Annotated in this window: 15 protein-coding genes, 1 pseudogene and 1 riboswitch; of the genes and pseudogenes, 3 read left to right on the forward strand and 13 right to left on the reverse strand. The window is 71.5% G+C overall.

What is annotated here, in order from left to right; all coding sequences use genetic code 11:
- Positions 1-3 precede the first annotated feature (3 nt).
- The 10 genes and pseudogenes from AB0A74_RS25085 to AB0A74_RS25130 all read right to left on the reverse strand — a co-directional run bounded on the left by AB0A74_RS25085 (position 4) and on the right by AB0A74_RS25130 (position 9,370).
- Positions 4-1,599, reverse strand: coding sequence for a carboxyl transferase domain-containing protein (locus tag AB0A74_RS25085; protein WP_358253031.1), 1,596 nt, complete (start codon positions 1,597-1,599; stop codon positions 4-6).
- The gene (locus AB0A74_RS25090) at positions 1,596-2,750 is read right to left on the reverse strand and encodes an acyl-CoA dehydrogenase family protein (protein ID WP_358253033.1); all 1,155 of its coding nucleotides are present in this window, start codon (positions 2,748-2,750) and stop codon (positions 1,596-1,598) included. Before AB0A74_RS25090 ends, AB0A74_RS25085 begins: the two co-directional genes overlap by 4 nt.
- Positions 2,747-4,245: pseudogene (locus AB0A74_RS25095) on the reverse strand (acyclic terpene utilization AtuA family protein). Before AB0A74_RS25095 ends, AB0A74_RS25090 begins: the two are co-directional and overlap by 4 nt.
- Before the next feature lie 56 nt (positions 4,246-4,301).
- Entirely contained in the window at positions 4,302-5,114 is an 813-nt protein-coding gene (locus AB0A74_RS25100) for a TIGR03084 family metal-binding protein (RefSeq protein WP_358253035.1), read from the reverse strand.
- Positions 5,114-5,716 carry a TetR/AcrR family transcriptional regulator gene (locus AB0A74_RS25105; protein WP_358253036.1) on the reverse strand — a complete coding sequence of 201 codons (603 nt, stop codon included), beginning with the start codon at positions 5,714-5,716 and terminating at the stop codon, positions 5,114-5,116. Before AB0A74_RS25105 ends, AB0A74_RS25100 begins: the two co-directional genes overlap by 1 nt.
- A 64-nt stretch (positions 5,717-5,780) precedes the next feature.
- Positions 5,781-6,182, reverse strand: a complete 402-nt coding sequence (locus tag AB0A74_RS25110; protein WP_358253037.1) for a nuclear transport factor 2 family protein — start codon at positions 6,180-6,182, stop codon at positions 5,781-5,783.
- Between the two features lie 45 nt (positions 6,183-6,227).
- Positions 6,228-7,682 (reverse strand): adenosylhomocysteinase, encoded by a 1,455-nt coding sequence (gene ahcY / locus AB0A74_RS25115; RefSeq protein ID WP_358253039.1) that lies wholly within the window; start codon positions 7,680-7,682, stop codon positions 6,228-6,230.
- A 127-nt stretch (positions 7,683-7,809) separates the two neighbouring features.
- Positions 7,810-7,891, reverse strand: a riboswitch (S-adenosyl-L-homocysteine riboswitch).
- A gap of 63 nt (positions 7,892-7,954) precedes the next feature.
- Positions 7,955-8,623, reverse strand: coding sequence for a TetR family transcriptional regulator (locus tag AB0A74_RS25120; RefSeq protein WP_358253041.1), 669 nt, complete (start codon positions 8,621-8,623; stop codon positions 7,955-7,957).
- Entirely contained in the window at positions 8,601-8,975 is a 375-nt protein-coding gene (locus AB0A74_RS25125; protein WP_358253043.1) for a DCC1-like thiol-disulfide oxidoreductase family protein, read from the reverse strand. The genes AB0A74_RS25120 and AB0A74_RS25125 overlap by 23 nt, the downstream gene beginning before the upstream one ends.
- A complete protein-coding gene (locus tag AB0A74_RS25130) occupies positions 8,972-9,370 on the reverse strand; it encodes a hypothetical protein (RefSeq protein WP_358253045.1) in 399 nt (132 codons plus the stop codon). Before AB0A74_RS25130 ends, AB0A74_RS25125 begins: the two co-directional genes overlap by 4 nt.
- A 131-nt stretch (positions 9,371-9,501) precedes the next feature.
- Between AB0A74_RS25130 and AB0A74_RS25135 the strand changes: the two genes are divergently transcribed.
- Positions 9,502-10,251, forward strand: a complete 750-nt coding sequence (locus AB0A74_RS25135; protein WP_358253047.1) for an SGNH/GDSL hydrolase family protein — start codon at positions 9,502-9,504, stop codon at positions 10,249-10,251.
- Between the two features lie 16 nt (positions 10,252-10,267).
- On the opposite strand, the gene AB0A74_RS25140 is transcribed toward AB0A74_RS25135, so the two are convergent.
- Together AB0A74_RS25140 and AB0A74_RS25145 are read right to left on the reverse strand one after the other, a co-directional pair.
- Positions 10,268-11,134: an LPXTG cell wall anchor domain-containing protein gene (locus AB0A74_RS25140; protein WP_358253049.1), complete on the reverse strand. Its 867-nt coding sequence runs from the start codon at positions 11,132-11,134 to the stop codon at positions 10,268-10,270.
- Between the two features lie 171 nt (positions 11,135-11,305).
- Positions 11,306-13,213: an intein-containing Rv2578c family radical SAM protein gene (locus tag AB0A74_RS25145; RefSeq protein WP_358253051.1), complete on the reverse strand. Its 1,908-nt coding sequence runs from the start codon at positions 13,211-13,213 to the stop codon at positions 11,306-11,308.
- Positions 13,214-13,259: 46 nt separating this feature from the next.
- Here AB0A74_RS25145 and pnuC point away from each other — a divergent pair, with 46 nt between their 5' ends.
- Positions 13,260-13,898, forward strand: coding sequence for a nicotinamide riboside transporter PnuC (pnuC, locus tag AB0A74_RS25150; protein ID WP_358253053.1), 639 nt, complete (start codon positions 13,260-13,262; stop codon positions 13,896-13,898).
- Positions 13,895-14,965 carry an AAA family ATPase gene (locus tag AB0A74_RS25155; RefSeq protein WP_358253054.1) on the forward strand — a complete coding sequence of 357 codons (1,071 nt, stop codon included), beginning with the start codon at positions 13,895-13,897 and terminating at the stop codon, positions 14,963-14,965. The genes pnuC and AB0A74_RS25155 overlap by 4 nt, the downstream gene beginning before the upstream one ends.
- Here AB0A74_RS25155 and AB0A74_RS25160 read toward each other — a convergent pair.
- The gene (locus AB0A74_RS25160) at positions 14,962-15,588 is read right to left on the reverse strand and encodes a nitroreductase family protein (RefSeq protein WP_358253085.1); all 627 of its coding nucleotides are present in this window, start codon (positions 15,586-15,588) and stop codon (positions 14,962-14,964) included. The genes AB0A74_RS25155 and AB0A74_RS25160 overlap by 4 nt on opposite strands.
- Between the last annotated feature and the right edge of the window lie 288 nt (positions 15,589-15,876).

The raw sequence follows: 15,876 nt of genomic DNA on the forward strand, positions 1-15,876 counted from the left end.
ACCTCACATCCGGAAGACGCCGTAGCCGTCGGCGCCCTTGATCTGTCCACTGTGGATCGCCGACAGGCACAGGCCGAGCACCGTGCGGGTGTCGCGCGGGTCGATCACGCCGTCGTCGTAGAGCCGGCCGGACAGGAAGGCGGCCAGGGACTGCTGCTCGATCTGGCCCTCGACCATCTGCCGCATGGCCGCGTCGTGCTCCTCGTTGTACTCCTGCCCCTTCGCGGCGGCGGCCTGCCGCGCCACGATCGACAGCACGCCCGCGAGCTGCACCGGCCCCATGACGGCGGACTTGGCGTTGGGCCAGGTGAACAGGAAGCGCGGGTCGTAGGCCCGGCCGCACATGCCGTAGTTGCCCGCGCCGTAGGACGCGCCCATGACGACGGTCAGGTGCGGGACGCGGCTGTTGGACACCGCGTTGATCATCATCGCGCCGTGCTTGATGATGCCGCCCTGCTCGTACTGCGCGCCGACCATGTAGCCGGTGGTGTTCTGCAGGAACAGCAGCGGGGTGTCGGTCTTGTTGGCGAGCTGGATGAACTGGGTGGCCTTCTGGGCCTCCGCGCTGAACAGCACGCCCCGGGCGTTGGCCAGGACGCCGATCGGGTAGCCGTGCAGGTCGGCCCAGCCGGTGACCAGGCTGGTGCCGTAGTCGGGCTTGAACTCGTCGAACCGCGAGCCGTCCACGATGCGGGCGATGACCTCGCGCGGGTCGAACGGGACGCGCAGGTCGGTGGGGACCAGGCCGAGCAGGTCTTCTTCGTCGTAGAGCGGCGGTTCGGACGGTTTCGGCGTCGGTCCGAGCTTGCGCCAGTTCAGGCGGGCGACGACGCGGCGGGTCAGCCGGATCGCGTCCACCTCGTCGGTCGCCACGAAGTCCGCCAGGCCCGACGTGCCGCCGTGCATCCGCGCGCCGCCCAGCGACTCGTCGTCGGACTCCTCACCGGTGGCCATCTTCACCAGCGGCGGGCCGCCGAGGAACACCTTGGAGCGCTGGTCGATCATCACCACGTAGTCGGACATGCCCGGCACGTACGCGCCGCCGGCGGTGGCGTTGCCGAACACCGTGCTGATGGTCGGGACGCCGGCCGCGCTCAGGCGGGTCAGGTCGCGGAACGCCCGCCCGCCGGGGATGAAGATCTCGCTCTGGCTCGGCAGGTCCGCGCCGCCCGACTCGACCAGGCCGATCAGCGGCAACCGGTTCTGCAGGGCGATGTCGTTGGCGCGGAACGTCTTGCGCAACGTGTAGGGGTTGCTCGCGCCGCCGCGCACGGTCGGGTCGTTGGCGACGATCACGCACTCGACGCCTTCGACCACGCCGATGCCCGTGACGACGCTCGCCCCCACCGGGTAGTCGGTGCCCCACGCGGCCAGCGGGGACAGCTCCAGGAACGGGCTGTCCTGGTCCACCAGCAGCTCGATCCGTTCGCGCGCCAACAGCTTGCCGCGCTTGTGGTGGCGTTCGGTGTACTTGGGCCCGCCGCCCGCGAGCGCCTTGGCGTGCTCGTTCCCCAAGTCGGCGAGCTTGGCCAGCAGCGCCTCGCGGTTCTCGTGGTACTCCACCGCCCGCGTGTCCAGCCTCGTGCCCAACGTCGTCATGCCGTGAACCCCAATCGCTTCGCGGCCAGTTCCACCATCACCTCGGTGGCGCCGCCGCCGATGCCGAGGATGCGCGCGTCCCGGTAGTGCCGCTCCACCTCGCTGTCGCGCAGGTAGCCCGCGCCGCCGTGCAGCTGGACCGCCGCGTCCACCACGAACGAGCACGCCTCGACGGCGGCGTTCTTGGCGAAGCAGACCTGTGCCACCGCTTCTTCGCCGCGCGCCACCTTCACCGCCACCTCGCGGGTGTAGGTGCGGGCGAGGTCCACGCGTTGCGCCATCTCCACCAGCTTGTGCCGCACGACCTGGCGGCCCATCAACGGTCGGCCGAACGTTTCTCTCCGCCGGGCGTAGGCGATCGCGAGGTCGAGGCAGCGCTGGGCCGTCGCGTACGCCTGCACGGCGAGCGAGATCCGTTCGACCTGGAACTGCCGCATGATCAGGCCGAACCCACCGTTCTCCGGGCCCACCAGGTTGTTCACCGGCACGCGTGCATCCACAAAGGACAACTCGGCGGTGTCCGAACAGTGCCAGCCCATCTTGTCCAGCCGCCGGTCGACCGTGAAGCCCGGCGTGCCCTTCTCGATGACCAGCAGGCTGATGCCCGCGTAACCCTCACCCCCGGTGCGCACCGCCGTGGTCACGAAGTCCGCGCGGTCGCCGGAGGTGATGAACGTCTTGGACCCGTTGACGACGTAGTGGTCGCCGTCCCGGACCGCTCGCGTGCGCAGGGCCGCCACGTCCGACCCGCCACCGGGTTCGGTGACCGCCAGCGCGCCGATCAGCTCGCCCTCCAGGGTGGGGCGCACGAACCGGTCGACCAGGTCGGGGCTGCCCGCGTCCACGATGTGCGGGATGGCGATGCCGTGCGTGAGCAGCGCCGCGACGAGGCCCGACGACCCGCCCGCCTGGATCAGCTCCTCGGTCACCACGACGGTGTCGAGCAGGTCGCCCGCGCCGCCCACGTGCTCGGGGAACCCGATGCCCAGCAGGCCGATCTTCGCCGCCGTCCGGTGCAGCGCGCGCGGCACCTCGCCGGCGCGCTCCCAGTCCGCGAGGTGCGGCACGACCTCCTGCTCGGTGAACCGCCGCACGGTGGCCCGCAGGTCGCGGCGCTCCGGCGTCCCGAACAGGTCCGAGGTGGTGTTCACAGCAGGTCCTCCGGGATCTCGACGTGCCGGGACCGCAGCCACTCGCCCAGCGCCTTGGCCTGCGGGTCGAACCGGGTCGAGGACGCCACGCCCTCGCCGAGCAGGCCGTGCAGGACGAAGTTCAGGGCCCGGAGGTTGGGCAGCTCGTACCGGTCCACCTCGCCCGCCTCGGGCAGCAACTCCTTGAGCCGCGCGACGGTCAGCTCCTCGACCAGCCACGCGTACTGCGCGTCGGTGCGCACCCACACGCCGAGGTTCGCGTCACCGCCCTTGTCACCGGACCGCGCGCCCGCGATCGTGCCCAACGGGAGCCTCATACGTCGATCACCTCCCCGTCGGGCAGGACAGCCTGGTGGCGCACTTCGTTCCGGTTGACGTACGCGGCCTTGTAGACGCCGTACGGCGTTCCGTCGCCCGGTGGCGCGGTGACGTGGAACCCGGGGTAGGAGGCCAACGCCAGCTCGATGCCCGCGCGCGAGAACGCCTTGGCCCGCTTGGGGTCCGCGGTCCTGATCGTCGCGTGGAGGAGGGCGGAGGCGGTCTCCTCGGTGTCGGCGTCGGCGTGGTCGGTGCGAGCGAGGGTCCAGGTCAGGCCGTCGTCGCCGATCGCGTCTTCGAGCTGCCGGCGCACGAGGTCCGCCTTGCGCTCGACGTCGAGCCCGCAGAGGACGAACGTGGTGGCGTTGCGGAAGCCGCCCAGGTGGTTCAGGCACACCTTGAGCGTGTCCGGCGGCGGCGAGCCCTTCGTGCCGGAGATGCGGACGCCGCTCGGGTGGTCCTCCAGCCGGATGGTGTCGAAGTGGCTGGTGACGTCCGGGCCGAGGTAGGCCGGCGCGCCGATCTCGTAGAGGAGCTGGGCGGTGACCGTGTCGACGGTGACCGCGCCGCCCGTCCCGTCGTGCTTGGTGATCACGGCCGAGCCGTCGGCGTCGACCTCCGCGATCGGGAAACCGGGACGGGTCGCGTCGATCTCGGCGAAGAACGCGTAGTTGCCGCCGGTGGCCTGGGTGCCGCACTCCAGGACGTGCCCGGCGACGGTGGCCCCGGCGAGCTCGTCCCACTCGTCGCGTCCCCACCCGAAGTGCGCGGCGGCCGGGCCGACGACCAGCGAGGCGTCGGTGACCCGCCCGGTGACCACGACGTCCGCGCCGGCCTTCAAGCACTCCGCGATGCCCCACGCGCCGAGGTAGGCGTTGGCGGTCAGGGCTTCCGGGAAGCGGGGCCGCAGGTCGTCCCCGGTCACATGGGCGACTTTCGCGTTCAGGCCCAGCTTGTCGATCGCTTGCGCGAGCCCGGCGGGGTTGAGGCCGCCCGCGTTGGAGACGATCTTCACGCCGCGTTCGAGGGCGAGACCGAGGGCGTCTTCGAGCTGGCGCAGGAACGTGCGGGCGTAGCCGAGGTTGGCGTCCTTCATGCGGTCGCGGCCGAGGATGAGCATGGTGAGTTCGGCCAGGTAGTCGCCGGTGAGGACGTCGAGGTCACCGCCCTGGAGCATCTCGCGGACGGCGGCGAACCGGTCCCCGTAGAACCCCGACGCGTTGCCGATCCGGATCACGCCGACCCCACCCCGCCCGACCCCATCCCGCCCGCGCCCACACCGCCCGCGTCCGGTGCCGGCGGTCCGCCCTTCTCGCGGCCCGGTCCGGGCGGTCCGGCGAAGGCTTGCGCGATGGGCAGCCAGGCGGTCGCCACCTCGCCCTCCGCGCGCACGTCCAGGTCGTCCCGGTGCCGCCGCCGGGTCGCCAGCAGGCAGAAGTCCAGCGCCGGCCCCGTGATCCGGTCCGGCGCGTCCTCCGGCCCCCACGTCCACCGCTCGCCACCCGGCCCGACCAGCTCGACCCGCACCGGCGCGGTCGGCACCGGCAGGCCGTTGACCAGGAACGCGTAGCCCATCGCCCGCACCGCGATGTGCGCCACGTGCTTGAGGCGGTGGGTCGGCTCACGCGTCACGCCCAGCGCGTCGGCCACGTCCTGACCGTGCGCCCACGTCTCCATCAGCCGCGCGGTCGCCATCGACGCCGGGCTCATCGGCGGGCCGAACCACGGCACCTTCACCCCGGCCGGCACCCCCAGCAGCGCCCGTTCCAGCTCGGCACGCCCGGCACGCCACTGCGCCAGCGTCACCGGCTCCTCCGCGCCCCGGTCCACCAGGTCCGGGGTGGCGCTCCGCAACGCCTCCGCGAACGCCTCGGGGTCGGTCGCCGCCAGCGTCGCGATGCGGTCGGTCCAGCGCAGGTGGCTGATCTGGTGCGCGATCGTCCAGCCCGGCGCGGGCGTGGGGATCGTCCAATCGTCCAACGACCCGACCAGGTCGTCCAAGACCTGGCTCTCGGCCCGCAGGTCGTTCACCACGGCAGTGATCATCAGAGCGCGTCCTCCAGCATCGTCGCCCAGTGCCGGACGATCCGCGCGCGCCGCTTCCGGTCGTCGGTGAGCTGGTTGGCCAAGGCCAAGCCGCGCACCAGGTCCAGGGTGATTTGCACGGCTTCGCGGACGCCCGGCTTCGCCTCGTCGGCACCCAGCAGCTCCACGGCCAGACGGTGGGTCTCCCGCCCCAGCCGGACTTCCAGCGGGACCACGACCGTCTTCAACTCGGGGTCGGTGCGCGCCGCGACCCACAGCTCCAGCGCCGCGGTGAACAGGTCGCTGGCGTAGAAGTCGGCGATCAGCTCCACGACCGCCGGGATGCGCTCCCCCGCCGCCACGCCGTCCAGCCCGGCGGCGCGCTCCTTGAGCACCTGCACGCTCTCCGCGCCGAGGTGCTCCACCGCGGCGGCCACCAGTTCGCCGCGGGTCCTGAAGTGGTGCAACTGCGCGCCCCGGGACACGCCCGCGCGCTCCGCCACCACCGTCGTCGTCGTGCCCGACCAGCCCAGCTCCACCAAGCACTCGACGGTCGCCGCCATCAGCTTGCGCCGGGTCTCGCGGCTGCGGTCGGCCTGCCGCTGCCTGGTCTCGGTACCCATGCAGCGGAGTGTTCCGCGCCACTAACAAACAGTCAAGACTGATTGTTAGTGGCGCGGAACGCCGTCACCAGCCGCCCTGGGCCATCGTTTGGAACAACCACCGACCGTCGGTCTTCACCAAGAGGTCGCCGTACCGCACGACCTGCGAGTGCTCACCAAGGGTGATCGTCGCGTCCGTGATCACGAAGACCAGGTTGGCGTTGATGAACACCGGGGTCCGCACAGACTCCATCCGCACGTCCCCCTCCCCCAGGTTGGCGGCCATGTCGCGCAGGAACCGCGCGCGGTCCCACTGCTCCGCCGACCCGTCGGTGACCGCGTTGACCGGGAACAACGACATGTCGGCCATCGCCTCGACGTCCTTGGCCACGGCCAACGCGTCCCACCGCTCGAACCAGTCGAGGACGCCCTTCACGTCCTCGTCCGACGCCACGAACCCAGCACCACTACCCGGAACACTGCCCATGCCGTACACAGTACGGTACGGTGTACGGCAACCGCACAACTACTTTCAGTAACGGTAGTGGTCGGGCTTGTACGGGCCCTCGACGTCCACGCCGACGTACTCCGCCTGCTTCTTGGTCAGCTCGGTCAGGTGCACGTCCAGCGCGTCCAGGTGCAGCCGCGCGACCTTCTCGTCCAGCAGCTTCGGCAGCCGGTACACCGCCCGCCCGTAGTGGCCCGGCTTGGTGAACAGCTCCACCTGCGCGAGCACCTGGTTGGTGAACGAGTTGGACATGACGAAGCTCGGGTGCCCGGTCGCGTTGCCCAGGTTCATCAGGCGACCCTCGGACAGCACGAGGATCGAGTGCCCGTCCGGGAACACCCACTCGTGCACCTGCGGCTTGATCTCGATCCGCCGGATGCCCGGCACCTTCGCCAAGCCGGCCATGTCGATCTCGTGGTCGAAGTGGCCCACGTTGCCGACGATCGCGTTGTGCTTCATCCGGGCCATGTGCTCGACGCCGATCACGTCGACGTTGCCGGTCGTGGTGATGAAGATGTCGCCGCGCTCCACCACCTCGTCCAGCCGCCGCACCTCCAGCCCGTCCATCGACGCCTGCAACGCGCAGATCGGGTCGATCTCGGTCACCACGACCCGCGCGCCCTGGCCGCGCAGCGAGTCCGCCGCGCCCTTGCCGACGTCGCCGTACCCGCACACGACGGCGAGCTTGCCGCCCAGCATCACGTCCGTGGCCCGGTTGAGGCCGTCGGCCAGCGAGTGCCGGATGCCGTACCGGTTGTCGAACTTCGACTTGGTCACCGAGTCGTTCACGTTGAACCCGGGGAACAGCAGCTCGCCGGCCTCGGCCAGCTTGTAGAGCCGGTTCACGCCGTTGGTGGTCTCCTCCGACACGCCCCGGATGCCCGCCGCGATCCGGGTGAACCGCTTCGGGTCCTCGGCGAGGCTCGCGGCCAGCGTCGAGAGGATGATCCGGTACTCCTCGCCGTCCTCCTCGGTCGCGCTGGGCACCGCGCCGGCGGCCTCGAACTCGACCCCCTTGTGCACCAACAGGGTGGCGTCGCCGCCGTCGTCCACCATCAGGTTCGGACCCTCCGGGAACCCGAAGATCTTCTCCGAGCACCACCAGTACTCCTCCAGCGTCTCGCCCTTCCAGGCGAACACCGGCGTGCCCTTCGGCTCGTCGACCGTGCCGTCCGGGCCGACGACGACCGCCGCGGCGGCCTCGTCCTGGGTGGAGAAGATGTTGCACGACGCCCAGCGCACCTCCGCGCCCAGCGCGACCAGGGTCTCGATCAGCACGGCGGTCTGCACCGTCATGTGCAGGGAGCCCGCGATGCGCGCCCCGCGCAGCGGCTGGGTCGCCGCGTACTCGCGGCGCAACGCCATCAGGCCGGGCATCTCGTGCTCGGCGAGCCGGATCTGGTGCCGGCCCGCCTCGGCCAGGGTGAGGTCCGCCACCGCGAACTCGATGCCACCGACCGTCCTCAGCTTCTCACTCATGTGTCCCTCAGTCCAATGTGGAGGGTCTGCTCGGGCATGCCGAACCCACCCGCGAGCGGGCGCGGGCGGTGGGGTGTGACGGGACGAGCCGTCAGTTCGGGAGCTTGCCCAAAACAGAACCTCCTGTGGTCAGGAGGCGCCCTTGGGTCGAGTGATCGCGGACCGAGCGTGGCGGACCTTCCCGGTCCGTCGCAGCGCCTCTCGGCCGCGCTTCCAGGATGGCGAGAACCGCCCCGATCGTCAACCCGCCCGATCACCGGTCCAGCCAAGCGTCAACCCAGCCGGCTCAACCCGATGTCGCGGAACAGTTGCACGGCCTCGCGCGTCACCGACCGCAGACCGGGCACGCGGGACATCGTGAGCAGCTTGCCGATCAGGGGCGCGCTGCGCTTGATCAACGTCCGCGTGTTGCGCTGCCCCTCGGACTTGTCGTGCACCCAGTACAGCACCACGCCCATCTGGAACAGCCACAGCAACTCGGGCAGGTCCGCGCGCAGCTGCGGGTCCACCTTCACCCCGTCCAGCAGCCGGCGGTGGATCGCGATGGCGGCCTCGCGGGCGTTGCCGGATTCGGTGGAGAACGGGCTGAGCGGGCTGTTCGGGTCGATCGCGTTCTTGAAGAACTGCACCGCGAACTCGTGGTAGGGCGCGGACACGTCCAGCCACGCCAGCAGCACGGCGGTCAGCCGGGAGGTGAAGTCGGCGTCGGCGTCGAACACGGCCGCGGAGGCCCGGCGGTGGGCCTCCGCCATCTGGTCGTAGAACCCCTGGACCAGGTGCTCCTTGGACGGGAAGTAGTAGTAGGCGTTGCCGACCGACACCCCCGCTTCCTTCGCGATGGCCCGCATGGTGGTGCGGTCGTAACCGAGTTCGCGGAACAACCGCAGGGCCGTGTCCACGATGAGGGCCCGCGTCTGCTCACTCTTGGCAGGTTTCTCCACAGTCCTCGTCCTTGGTCAGCGCCCGCAGCCGGTCGGCCAGTTCCGTCGCCGCGCGCAGGAACACCCGGTGCCCGGACCGGCTCATCCGGCCGGCCATCGGCCGCCACGCGCGCAACGCCCACAGGCATACCAGCCACGCCCGTTCCCCGCGGTACACCTCCCCCCGATCACCGATGACCGTGATCACGTTCAGCGTGCCCGCGTGGTCGAGGGCGGGGAACCGCCGCCGCGCCGGCTCGGAGCCCGCCGGGACGAACTCCAGCCGCACCAGCTGCTCCTGCCGGGCCAGCCAGCCCTTGGCCCGGCGGCAGAACGCGCAGTTCGCGTCGTAGAGGACGGTCAGCGCGGTCATGCGAGCCTCGTGTAGGCGTCGGGGCCGACCGGCGGGAGGTCCCGGGCCTGGTGCAGGCCGCGGCGGCGCATGCGGCCGAGGACGAAGACGTTGCCCAGGTGCAGGACGCCGAGCACGATGAGCACGGTGCCGACCTTGACCGACAGCGTCTCGAACACCTGCCGGGTCTCCCCGACGGCGTCGGCGGTGCGCAGGTACCAGGCGACGAACCCGAAGTTGACCAGGTAGAAGCCGACCACCAGCAGGTGGTTGACGGTCCGGGCCAGCTCCCGGTCGCCGCCGAAGACGTCGACGAGGAAGACCCTGCCGTTGCGGCTGAGGGTGTGCCCGACCCAGACGGTCAGACCGATGCTGATCAGCAGGTACAGGACGTAGGTGACGACCAGGGCGTCCACGCTTCCCCCTTTTGAACGTGTTCAACTCTTGTCGGACCGAGCGTACGCCTGGTTTTTGAACATGTTCAAGACCTGGTTTGTCGCTATGCAACTCGTTGCACAGCAACTGAGCGCATATTACGGTTCCGGTCGTGACGTACTCCCGCTTCGTCGCCCTGGGCGACAGTCAGACCGAGGGCCTCGGCGACGGCGTGACCGGCCTGCGCGGTTGGGCGGACCGGTTGGCCGCACGGCTGGCCGTGCCGAACCCGGACCTGACCTACGCGAACCTGGCCGTGCGCGGGAAGCTCGCCGCCGACGTGCGCCGGGAGCAGTTGGCGCCGGCGGTGGCGCTGCGGCCGGACCTGGCGAGCGTCGTGGCGGGGATGAACGACATGCTGCGCCCGAAGTTCTCCGCCGCGGCCGTGGTGGACGACCTGGAGGCGATGTTCGCGGCGCTGACCGGGGTGGGCGCGCACGTGGTCACGGTGACCTTCCCGGACGTCGGCGCGGTGACCCCGCTGGCGCGACCGCTGCGGCCCCGCGTGCTGGCGCTCAACGCCGCGATCCGCGCGGCGGCGGCCCGGCACGGCGTGACGGTGGTGGACACCCACCCGTACCCGGCGGTGTGCGACGCCCGGCTGTGGAGCGCGGACCGCCTGCACGCCAACGCCCGGGGGCACGCCGTGATCGCCGACGCCGTGGCGCACGCCCTGGGGCTGCCCGACGCCGACGACGCGTGGCGACGGCCGTTCCCGGACGCGGCGGCCGGGACGACCGTGCTCGCCGAGGCGCGCTGGCTGGCCGGTTTCCTGGCCCCGTGGCTGCTGCGCCGCCTGCGCGGCCGGTCCTCCGGCGACGGCCGGACCGCGAAGCGCCCGGACCTCCTCCCCTGGGCCTAGGCGCTCCGCTCCCGGCTCAGCGCTGGAAGCGCCGCCGCCTCGCCAGGGCGACACCCGCGCCGCCGAGCAGGACCACCAGGGTGCCGACCGGCACCAGCCAGGCCGTGCGGGAACCGGTGGCCGCCAGCGGTTCCCGCCGGTCCGCGGCCAGTGGCGGGGTGGTGGTCGTGGTGGTCTGGGCCGGCGCGGTGGTCGTCGTGGTCGAGGCCGGGGCCGTGGTCGTGGTCGTGGTGCCCGACGTGGTCGTCGTGCCGGACGTGGTGGTCGGGGGCGGCGTCGTGGTCGTGGTGCTGTCGGTCGTGGTCGTGGTGCTGTCGGTCGTCGTCGTGGTCGTGTCCGACGTGGTCGTGGTCGTGGTCGTGCTCGACGTCGTCGTGGTCGTGGGGTAGGTCGTGGTCGTGGTGGTGCTCGTCGTCGTGTCGTAGGTGGTGGTCGTCGTGGGCGAGGTCGTGGTGGTGGTCGTCGAGGTCGTGGTGCCCAGGGACTTCGTGCCGCAGGCGTACCAGTGGCTGATCTCGGCCGGCTTGCCCGAACTGGCCAGCGGGGCGTGCAGGTCCAGCCACGGCAGGTCACCCAGACCGGTGTAGACGTTGTAGGCGTTGGAGCCCTTCACCACCACGCCGGTCAGCGTGTAGCCCTCCGGGACGGCCGTGACGTCGAGGTACGTGCCGTCGTCGTTCGAGGTGACGCTGATGATCTCGCCGGGCAGCTTGGCGTCCGGGCACGTCGTGGCGTTGCCGGGGTAGGCGGTGGCGCGGGGGTCGCCGGAGACGGGGGGCGGGTCGCCCGCGGGTGGGGTCGCGCCGGCGGTGCCGAACCACACCACACCGGCGGCGAACAGGCAGGCCGCCAACTGGAAGGCCCGGGTGATGGTCGTGCGCACGTCGTCCTCCAAGGTCGGCTCCGGCCCGCCGCGCACCGACGCGCGGCGGGCTGCCGGTGGGGACGGCGGCCGGGGAGGTTCGACCCTGAAGCTTGACCACAGTTCCGCCAGGTCAGCGACGCGCGGTCCGGTAGAACCACCCGAACCGGTGACGACTTCCCATCGATCGAGTCAGAGGAGGGTGAGCTGCTCCCGGTCGAGGCCGCGCGGGGACGGGGCCGTGCCGGGCAGGCTGCCCTCCGGCCACACGCCGTCGTCGTCGCCGGGCACGCCCACCGCGTCGCGACCACCCTTCACGTCCAGGCCGTGCCGGCGCAGCAGGGGCTGGATGCGGTCCGTCAACCACCTCCGGTAGCGGGCGTCCACATAGGACCCGCGCGCGTAGAGCCGCCGGTAGGTGTCGGCCAGGTCCGGGCGCCGCGCCACCAGCCACTTCGCGAACCACTCGCGCGCGCCGGGACGCAGGTGCAGCGGCAGCACGGTCACGCCGCTCGCGCCCGCCGCGGCGATCTCCGCCAGCAACCCGTCCAGCCGCTCCTCGGAGTCGGTGAGACCGGGCAGCACGGGCGCCACGAACACCCCGCACGGCAACCCCGCCTCCCGCACCCTGCGCACCAGCTCCAGCCGCGCCTGCGGGGTGGGCGTGCCCGGTTCGAGGCCGGCCTGCAGGTCGCGGTCGAGCAGGGCGATCGACACGCCGAGACCCACCGGCACGTCGGCGGCCACGTCGGCCAGCAGCGGGATGTCCCGGGACAGCACGGTGCCCTTGGTGAGGATCGAGAACGGCGTCCCCGAGTGCGCGAGCGCCTTGATGATCCCCGGCATCAACGCGTACCGGCCCTCGGCCCGCTGGTACGGGTCGGTGTTGGTGCCCATCGCGACGTGCTCCCGCCGCCACCGCCGGGACCGCAGCTGACCGGTCAGCACCTCGACCGCGTTGACCTTGACCACGACCTGCGAGTCGAAGTCGTGGCCGGCGTCCAGGTCGAGGTAGGTGTGGGTGTTGCGGGCGAAGCAGTTGTGGCTGACCAGGCCGTTGGCCACGAAGTCCCCGGTGCCGGTGCTGATGTCGTACAGCGTCCGGCTCACGCCCAGCGCCTCCACCGACACCACGCCCAGCCGCGCGGACGCCGGCACCGGCATGCCCTCCACGGCGTTGCCGCGCGCCACGGCCGGGCCGACCAGGTGCAGGAACCGCAGCCGTTCGGCCAACCCGCCGGTGATGCGCACCCCGCGCACCTCCACCACGTGCGCGACCTTCAAGCGCGTCAACGCCAACACGGCCGCCTCGAACACCGCACTGTCCGAAGAGGACAGCACCAGCTCGCCGCCGGTCGCCGTGCCGCGCGCATCGAACAGCCCGGCCAGGAACCCCTTGGACCACTCGTCGTCCGGCGTGGTCGGCCACTCGACGAACTCGCTCTCGCGGGGGATCCGGCCGCCGGCGTACTCGTGCGCCCGCGCCAGCACGTCCGGGTCGGCGGGCAGGCCGCCGCGCACCACGCCCCACAGGTAGCCGTGCCGGTACTCCCCGGTGCGCGCGGGCGGCGCGGCGAACCGGCCGGTGCCGACCAGCCGGGTGCCCTTGGTCAGGAACGGCCGCTCCTCGAAGTCCGCGCACCGGCCCGGGGTGACGTGCTTCCAGCCCTCCTCGGACAGGAACCGGTGGTCGCCGCTGGAGACGACCCGGGTGCCGTCCTCCAGGGTCACGCGGTAGGCCGGTTTCACCGTGGTCCAGTGCGCCTGGACACGGGTTGTGACGAAACGGCCCTCGTGCGTGCCGAACACCTCCTCCCCCAGCGACAGCTCGGCGATGGGCTTGGTGCGGCCGTCGGCGAGCAGGACGGGGGTGTCGCCGGCCAGGCAGTAGGTGCAGCCGTGCGTGCAGCCGCGGTACGGGTTGACCGTCCAGGAGAACGGGAGCCGCCCGCCGGGCACCTTGTTGAGCACGGACTTGGCGCGCACCTCGTGGAACACGACGTCGGCGAAGTCCGGAGTTCGTACGCTGCGAACCAGTCCCGGCAACCCCGGCAGAGCCTGCTGCCGGTCCGCCCCGTCCTTCTGACCGTCCCATCGCATGCCCACATTCGAACACGTGTTCGAACAAGCGTCAAACGGAGTTCTGGTGTCGCTACTGGACGTCATCCTGGTGCCCTTCAACACCCCCGCGGTCACCGTCGGCGGGGTTTCGACCAGCTGGGGGGAGGTGGCGGGTTTCGTCACGGGCGCGCTGTGCGTGTGGCTCGTCGCCCGCCAGAACCCGCTCAACTGGCCCATCGGCATCCTCAACAACCTGGCCTTCCTCGTGCTGTTCGCGACCGGCGGCCTCTACGCGGACTCGGGGTTGCAGGTCGTCTACATCGCACTGGCGCTGTACGGCTGGTGGGCGTGGCTGCGCGGCGGCACGGAGCGCACACCGCTGCCGGTCAGCCGCACCACCGCCGTGCAGTGGTGGTGGCTGTTGGCCGCGGGTGTGGCGGGGACGCTGCTGATCGCCTGGGTCCTGATGACGTTCACCACCTCGACGGTGCCGTGGGCGGACTCGGTCACGACGGTGCTGTCCCTGCTCGCCACCTGGGGCCAGACCCGCAAGAAGGTCGAGTGCTGGTGGCTGTGGATCGCCGCCGACGTGATCTACGTTCCGTTGTACGCCTACAAGGACCTCTGGCTCACGGCGATCTTGTACGTGGGCTTCATGGCGTTGTGCGTGCTGGGGTTGCGCAACTGGTCACGCGCGCTGCGCGCGGACGCGGTCGCGGCATGAGTGAGTTCGACCACGCCCTGGTCCTCGGCAAGTTCTACCCGCCCCACCGCGGTCACCACCACCTCATCCGCACGGCCGCCGCGCGCAGCGCCCGGGTGACCGTGGCGGTGCTGGCGTCGAGCGTCGAGTCGATCCCGGTGGAGTCGCGGGTGGCGTGGCTGCGGGCCGAGCACGCCGACACGCCGGGGGTCGTGGTGCTCGGCGACCTCGACGACCACCCCATGGACTTCCACAGCGACACCGTGTGGGAACTGCACATGGGTGTGGCGCGGGCCGTGCTGGCGCGGCGGGCGATCATGGACGGCTCGCCGGAGTCGGCGGTGATCGACGCGGTGTTCACCAGCGAGGCGTACGGCGACGAGATGGCCAAGCGGCTGGGGGCGCGGCACGTGTCGGTGGACCCGGACCGGGTGGCGTTCCCGGTGTCCGGGACGGCCGTGCGGGCGTCGGTGGCCGACCACTGGGACCTGCTGGCCCCGGCGGTGCGGGCGGGGCTGTGCGCGCGGATCGTCGTGGTGGGTGCCGAGAGCACCGGCACGACGACGTTGTCCCGTGCGCTGGCCTCGGCGTTGGACGCGGCGTGGATCCCCGAGTACGGGCGCGAGCACACCGAGCACAAGCTGGCCGCCGCACGGGCTTTCTCGGCCTTCGCGACGCTCGACGGTCTCGTGTGGACGGTCGGCGACTTCCACGACGTGGCGCGGCGGCAGGGGGAGATGGCCGACGCGGCGGCCGTGTCGCGCCCGGTCCTGGTGTGCGACAACGACTCCTGGGCCGCGTCAGTGTGGGGTCACCGGTACCTGGGGCGCCCGGTGGCGGTCGAGGCGCGCCGCCCCGCCCTGTACGTCCTGACCGACCACGACGGCGTGCCGTTCGAGCAGGACGGGTGGCGGGACGGCGAGCACCTCCGGGCGTGGATGACCGGGCTGTTCGAGGAGCGGTTGGCGGCGCGGGGCGTGCCGTGGGTGAAGGTGACCGGGTCGCCGGAGGCGCGGTTGCGCGGGGCGCTGGCGGCGTGCGCCCCCGTGCTGGCCGACCACTTCACCTTCGCCGACCCGTTGGGCTAGACGGTGACCAGGACCTGGTCCAGCGACTTGCGGACCAGGTTCGGCACCACGCAGTCCTCCGCCGGGTAGCCGATCGGGATCACCGCGAACGCCTTCTCGTTGCGCGGCCGGTTCAGCACCTCGCCGAGGAACTTCATCGGGGACGGCGTGTGGGTGAGCGCGGCGAGGCCGGCCAGGTGCAGGGCGGTGAGCAGCATGCCGACCGCGATGCCCACCGACTCGTCCACGTAGTAGTGCTTGCGGCTCTCGCCGTTCTCGTCCAGGTAGTAGCGCTGCTGGAAGACGACGATCAGCTCGGGGGCGTCGGTCAGGTGCGGCTTGACGTCGTCGGTGCCCAGGGGGCGCAGGGCGTCGAGCCACTCGTCGCCCAGCCGGCCGCCGTAGGAGATGCGCTCCTCGTTCTCGGCGGCCTCGCGGATCGCCTTGCGCACCTCGGGGTCCACCACGCGCACGAACGTCCAGGGCTGCTGGTGGGCGCCGCTGGGCGCGGTGGAGGCGACGGCGATCGCGTCGAGCACCACCTGCGCGGGCACGGGGTCGGTGGAGAACATGCGCACGGTGCGGCGCTCGTCCATGCGGCGGCGCAGGTCGGCGGCGGTCGCGAGGGACTGCTCGACCGGCATCCGCGCGGGCCGGTAGGGGACGGGCTCGAACGGCCGGCCGTGGATGGGAGTCCAGTTCGTCACGGGCTCGACTGTGGCACCGGCGTCGGGCGGGTTGAAGGGGTTGGCCCGAAATTCGGTGCGAAGTGTCCGCTGTGCGGACGGTTGCCCCGTGTCCGATCCGTTACGCGCGGTCTCGCAACCGATGGTCGGGGTCAAGCATCCCTTGTTCCGTGAGCGGCCGGTGTGGCCGACACAGGGGGAGCAACCGGAGTCGGACCGTCCAATCAGGACGGTTGTTCGGGTTGC

It is taken from the genome of Saccharothrix sp. NPDC042600 (genome assembly GCF_040647305.1).
Lineage (GTDB): Bacteria > Actinomycetota > Actinomycetes > Mycobacteriales > Pseudonocardiaceae > Actinosynnema > Actinosynnema mutabilis.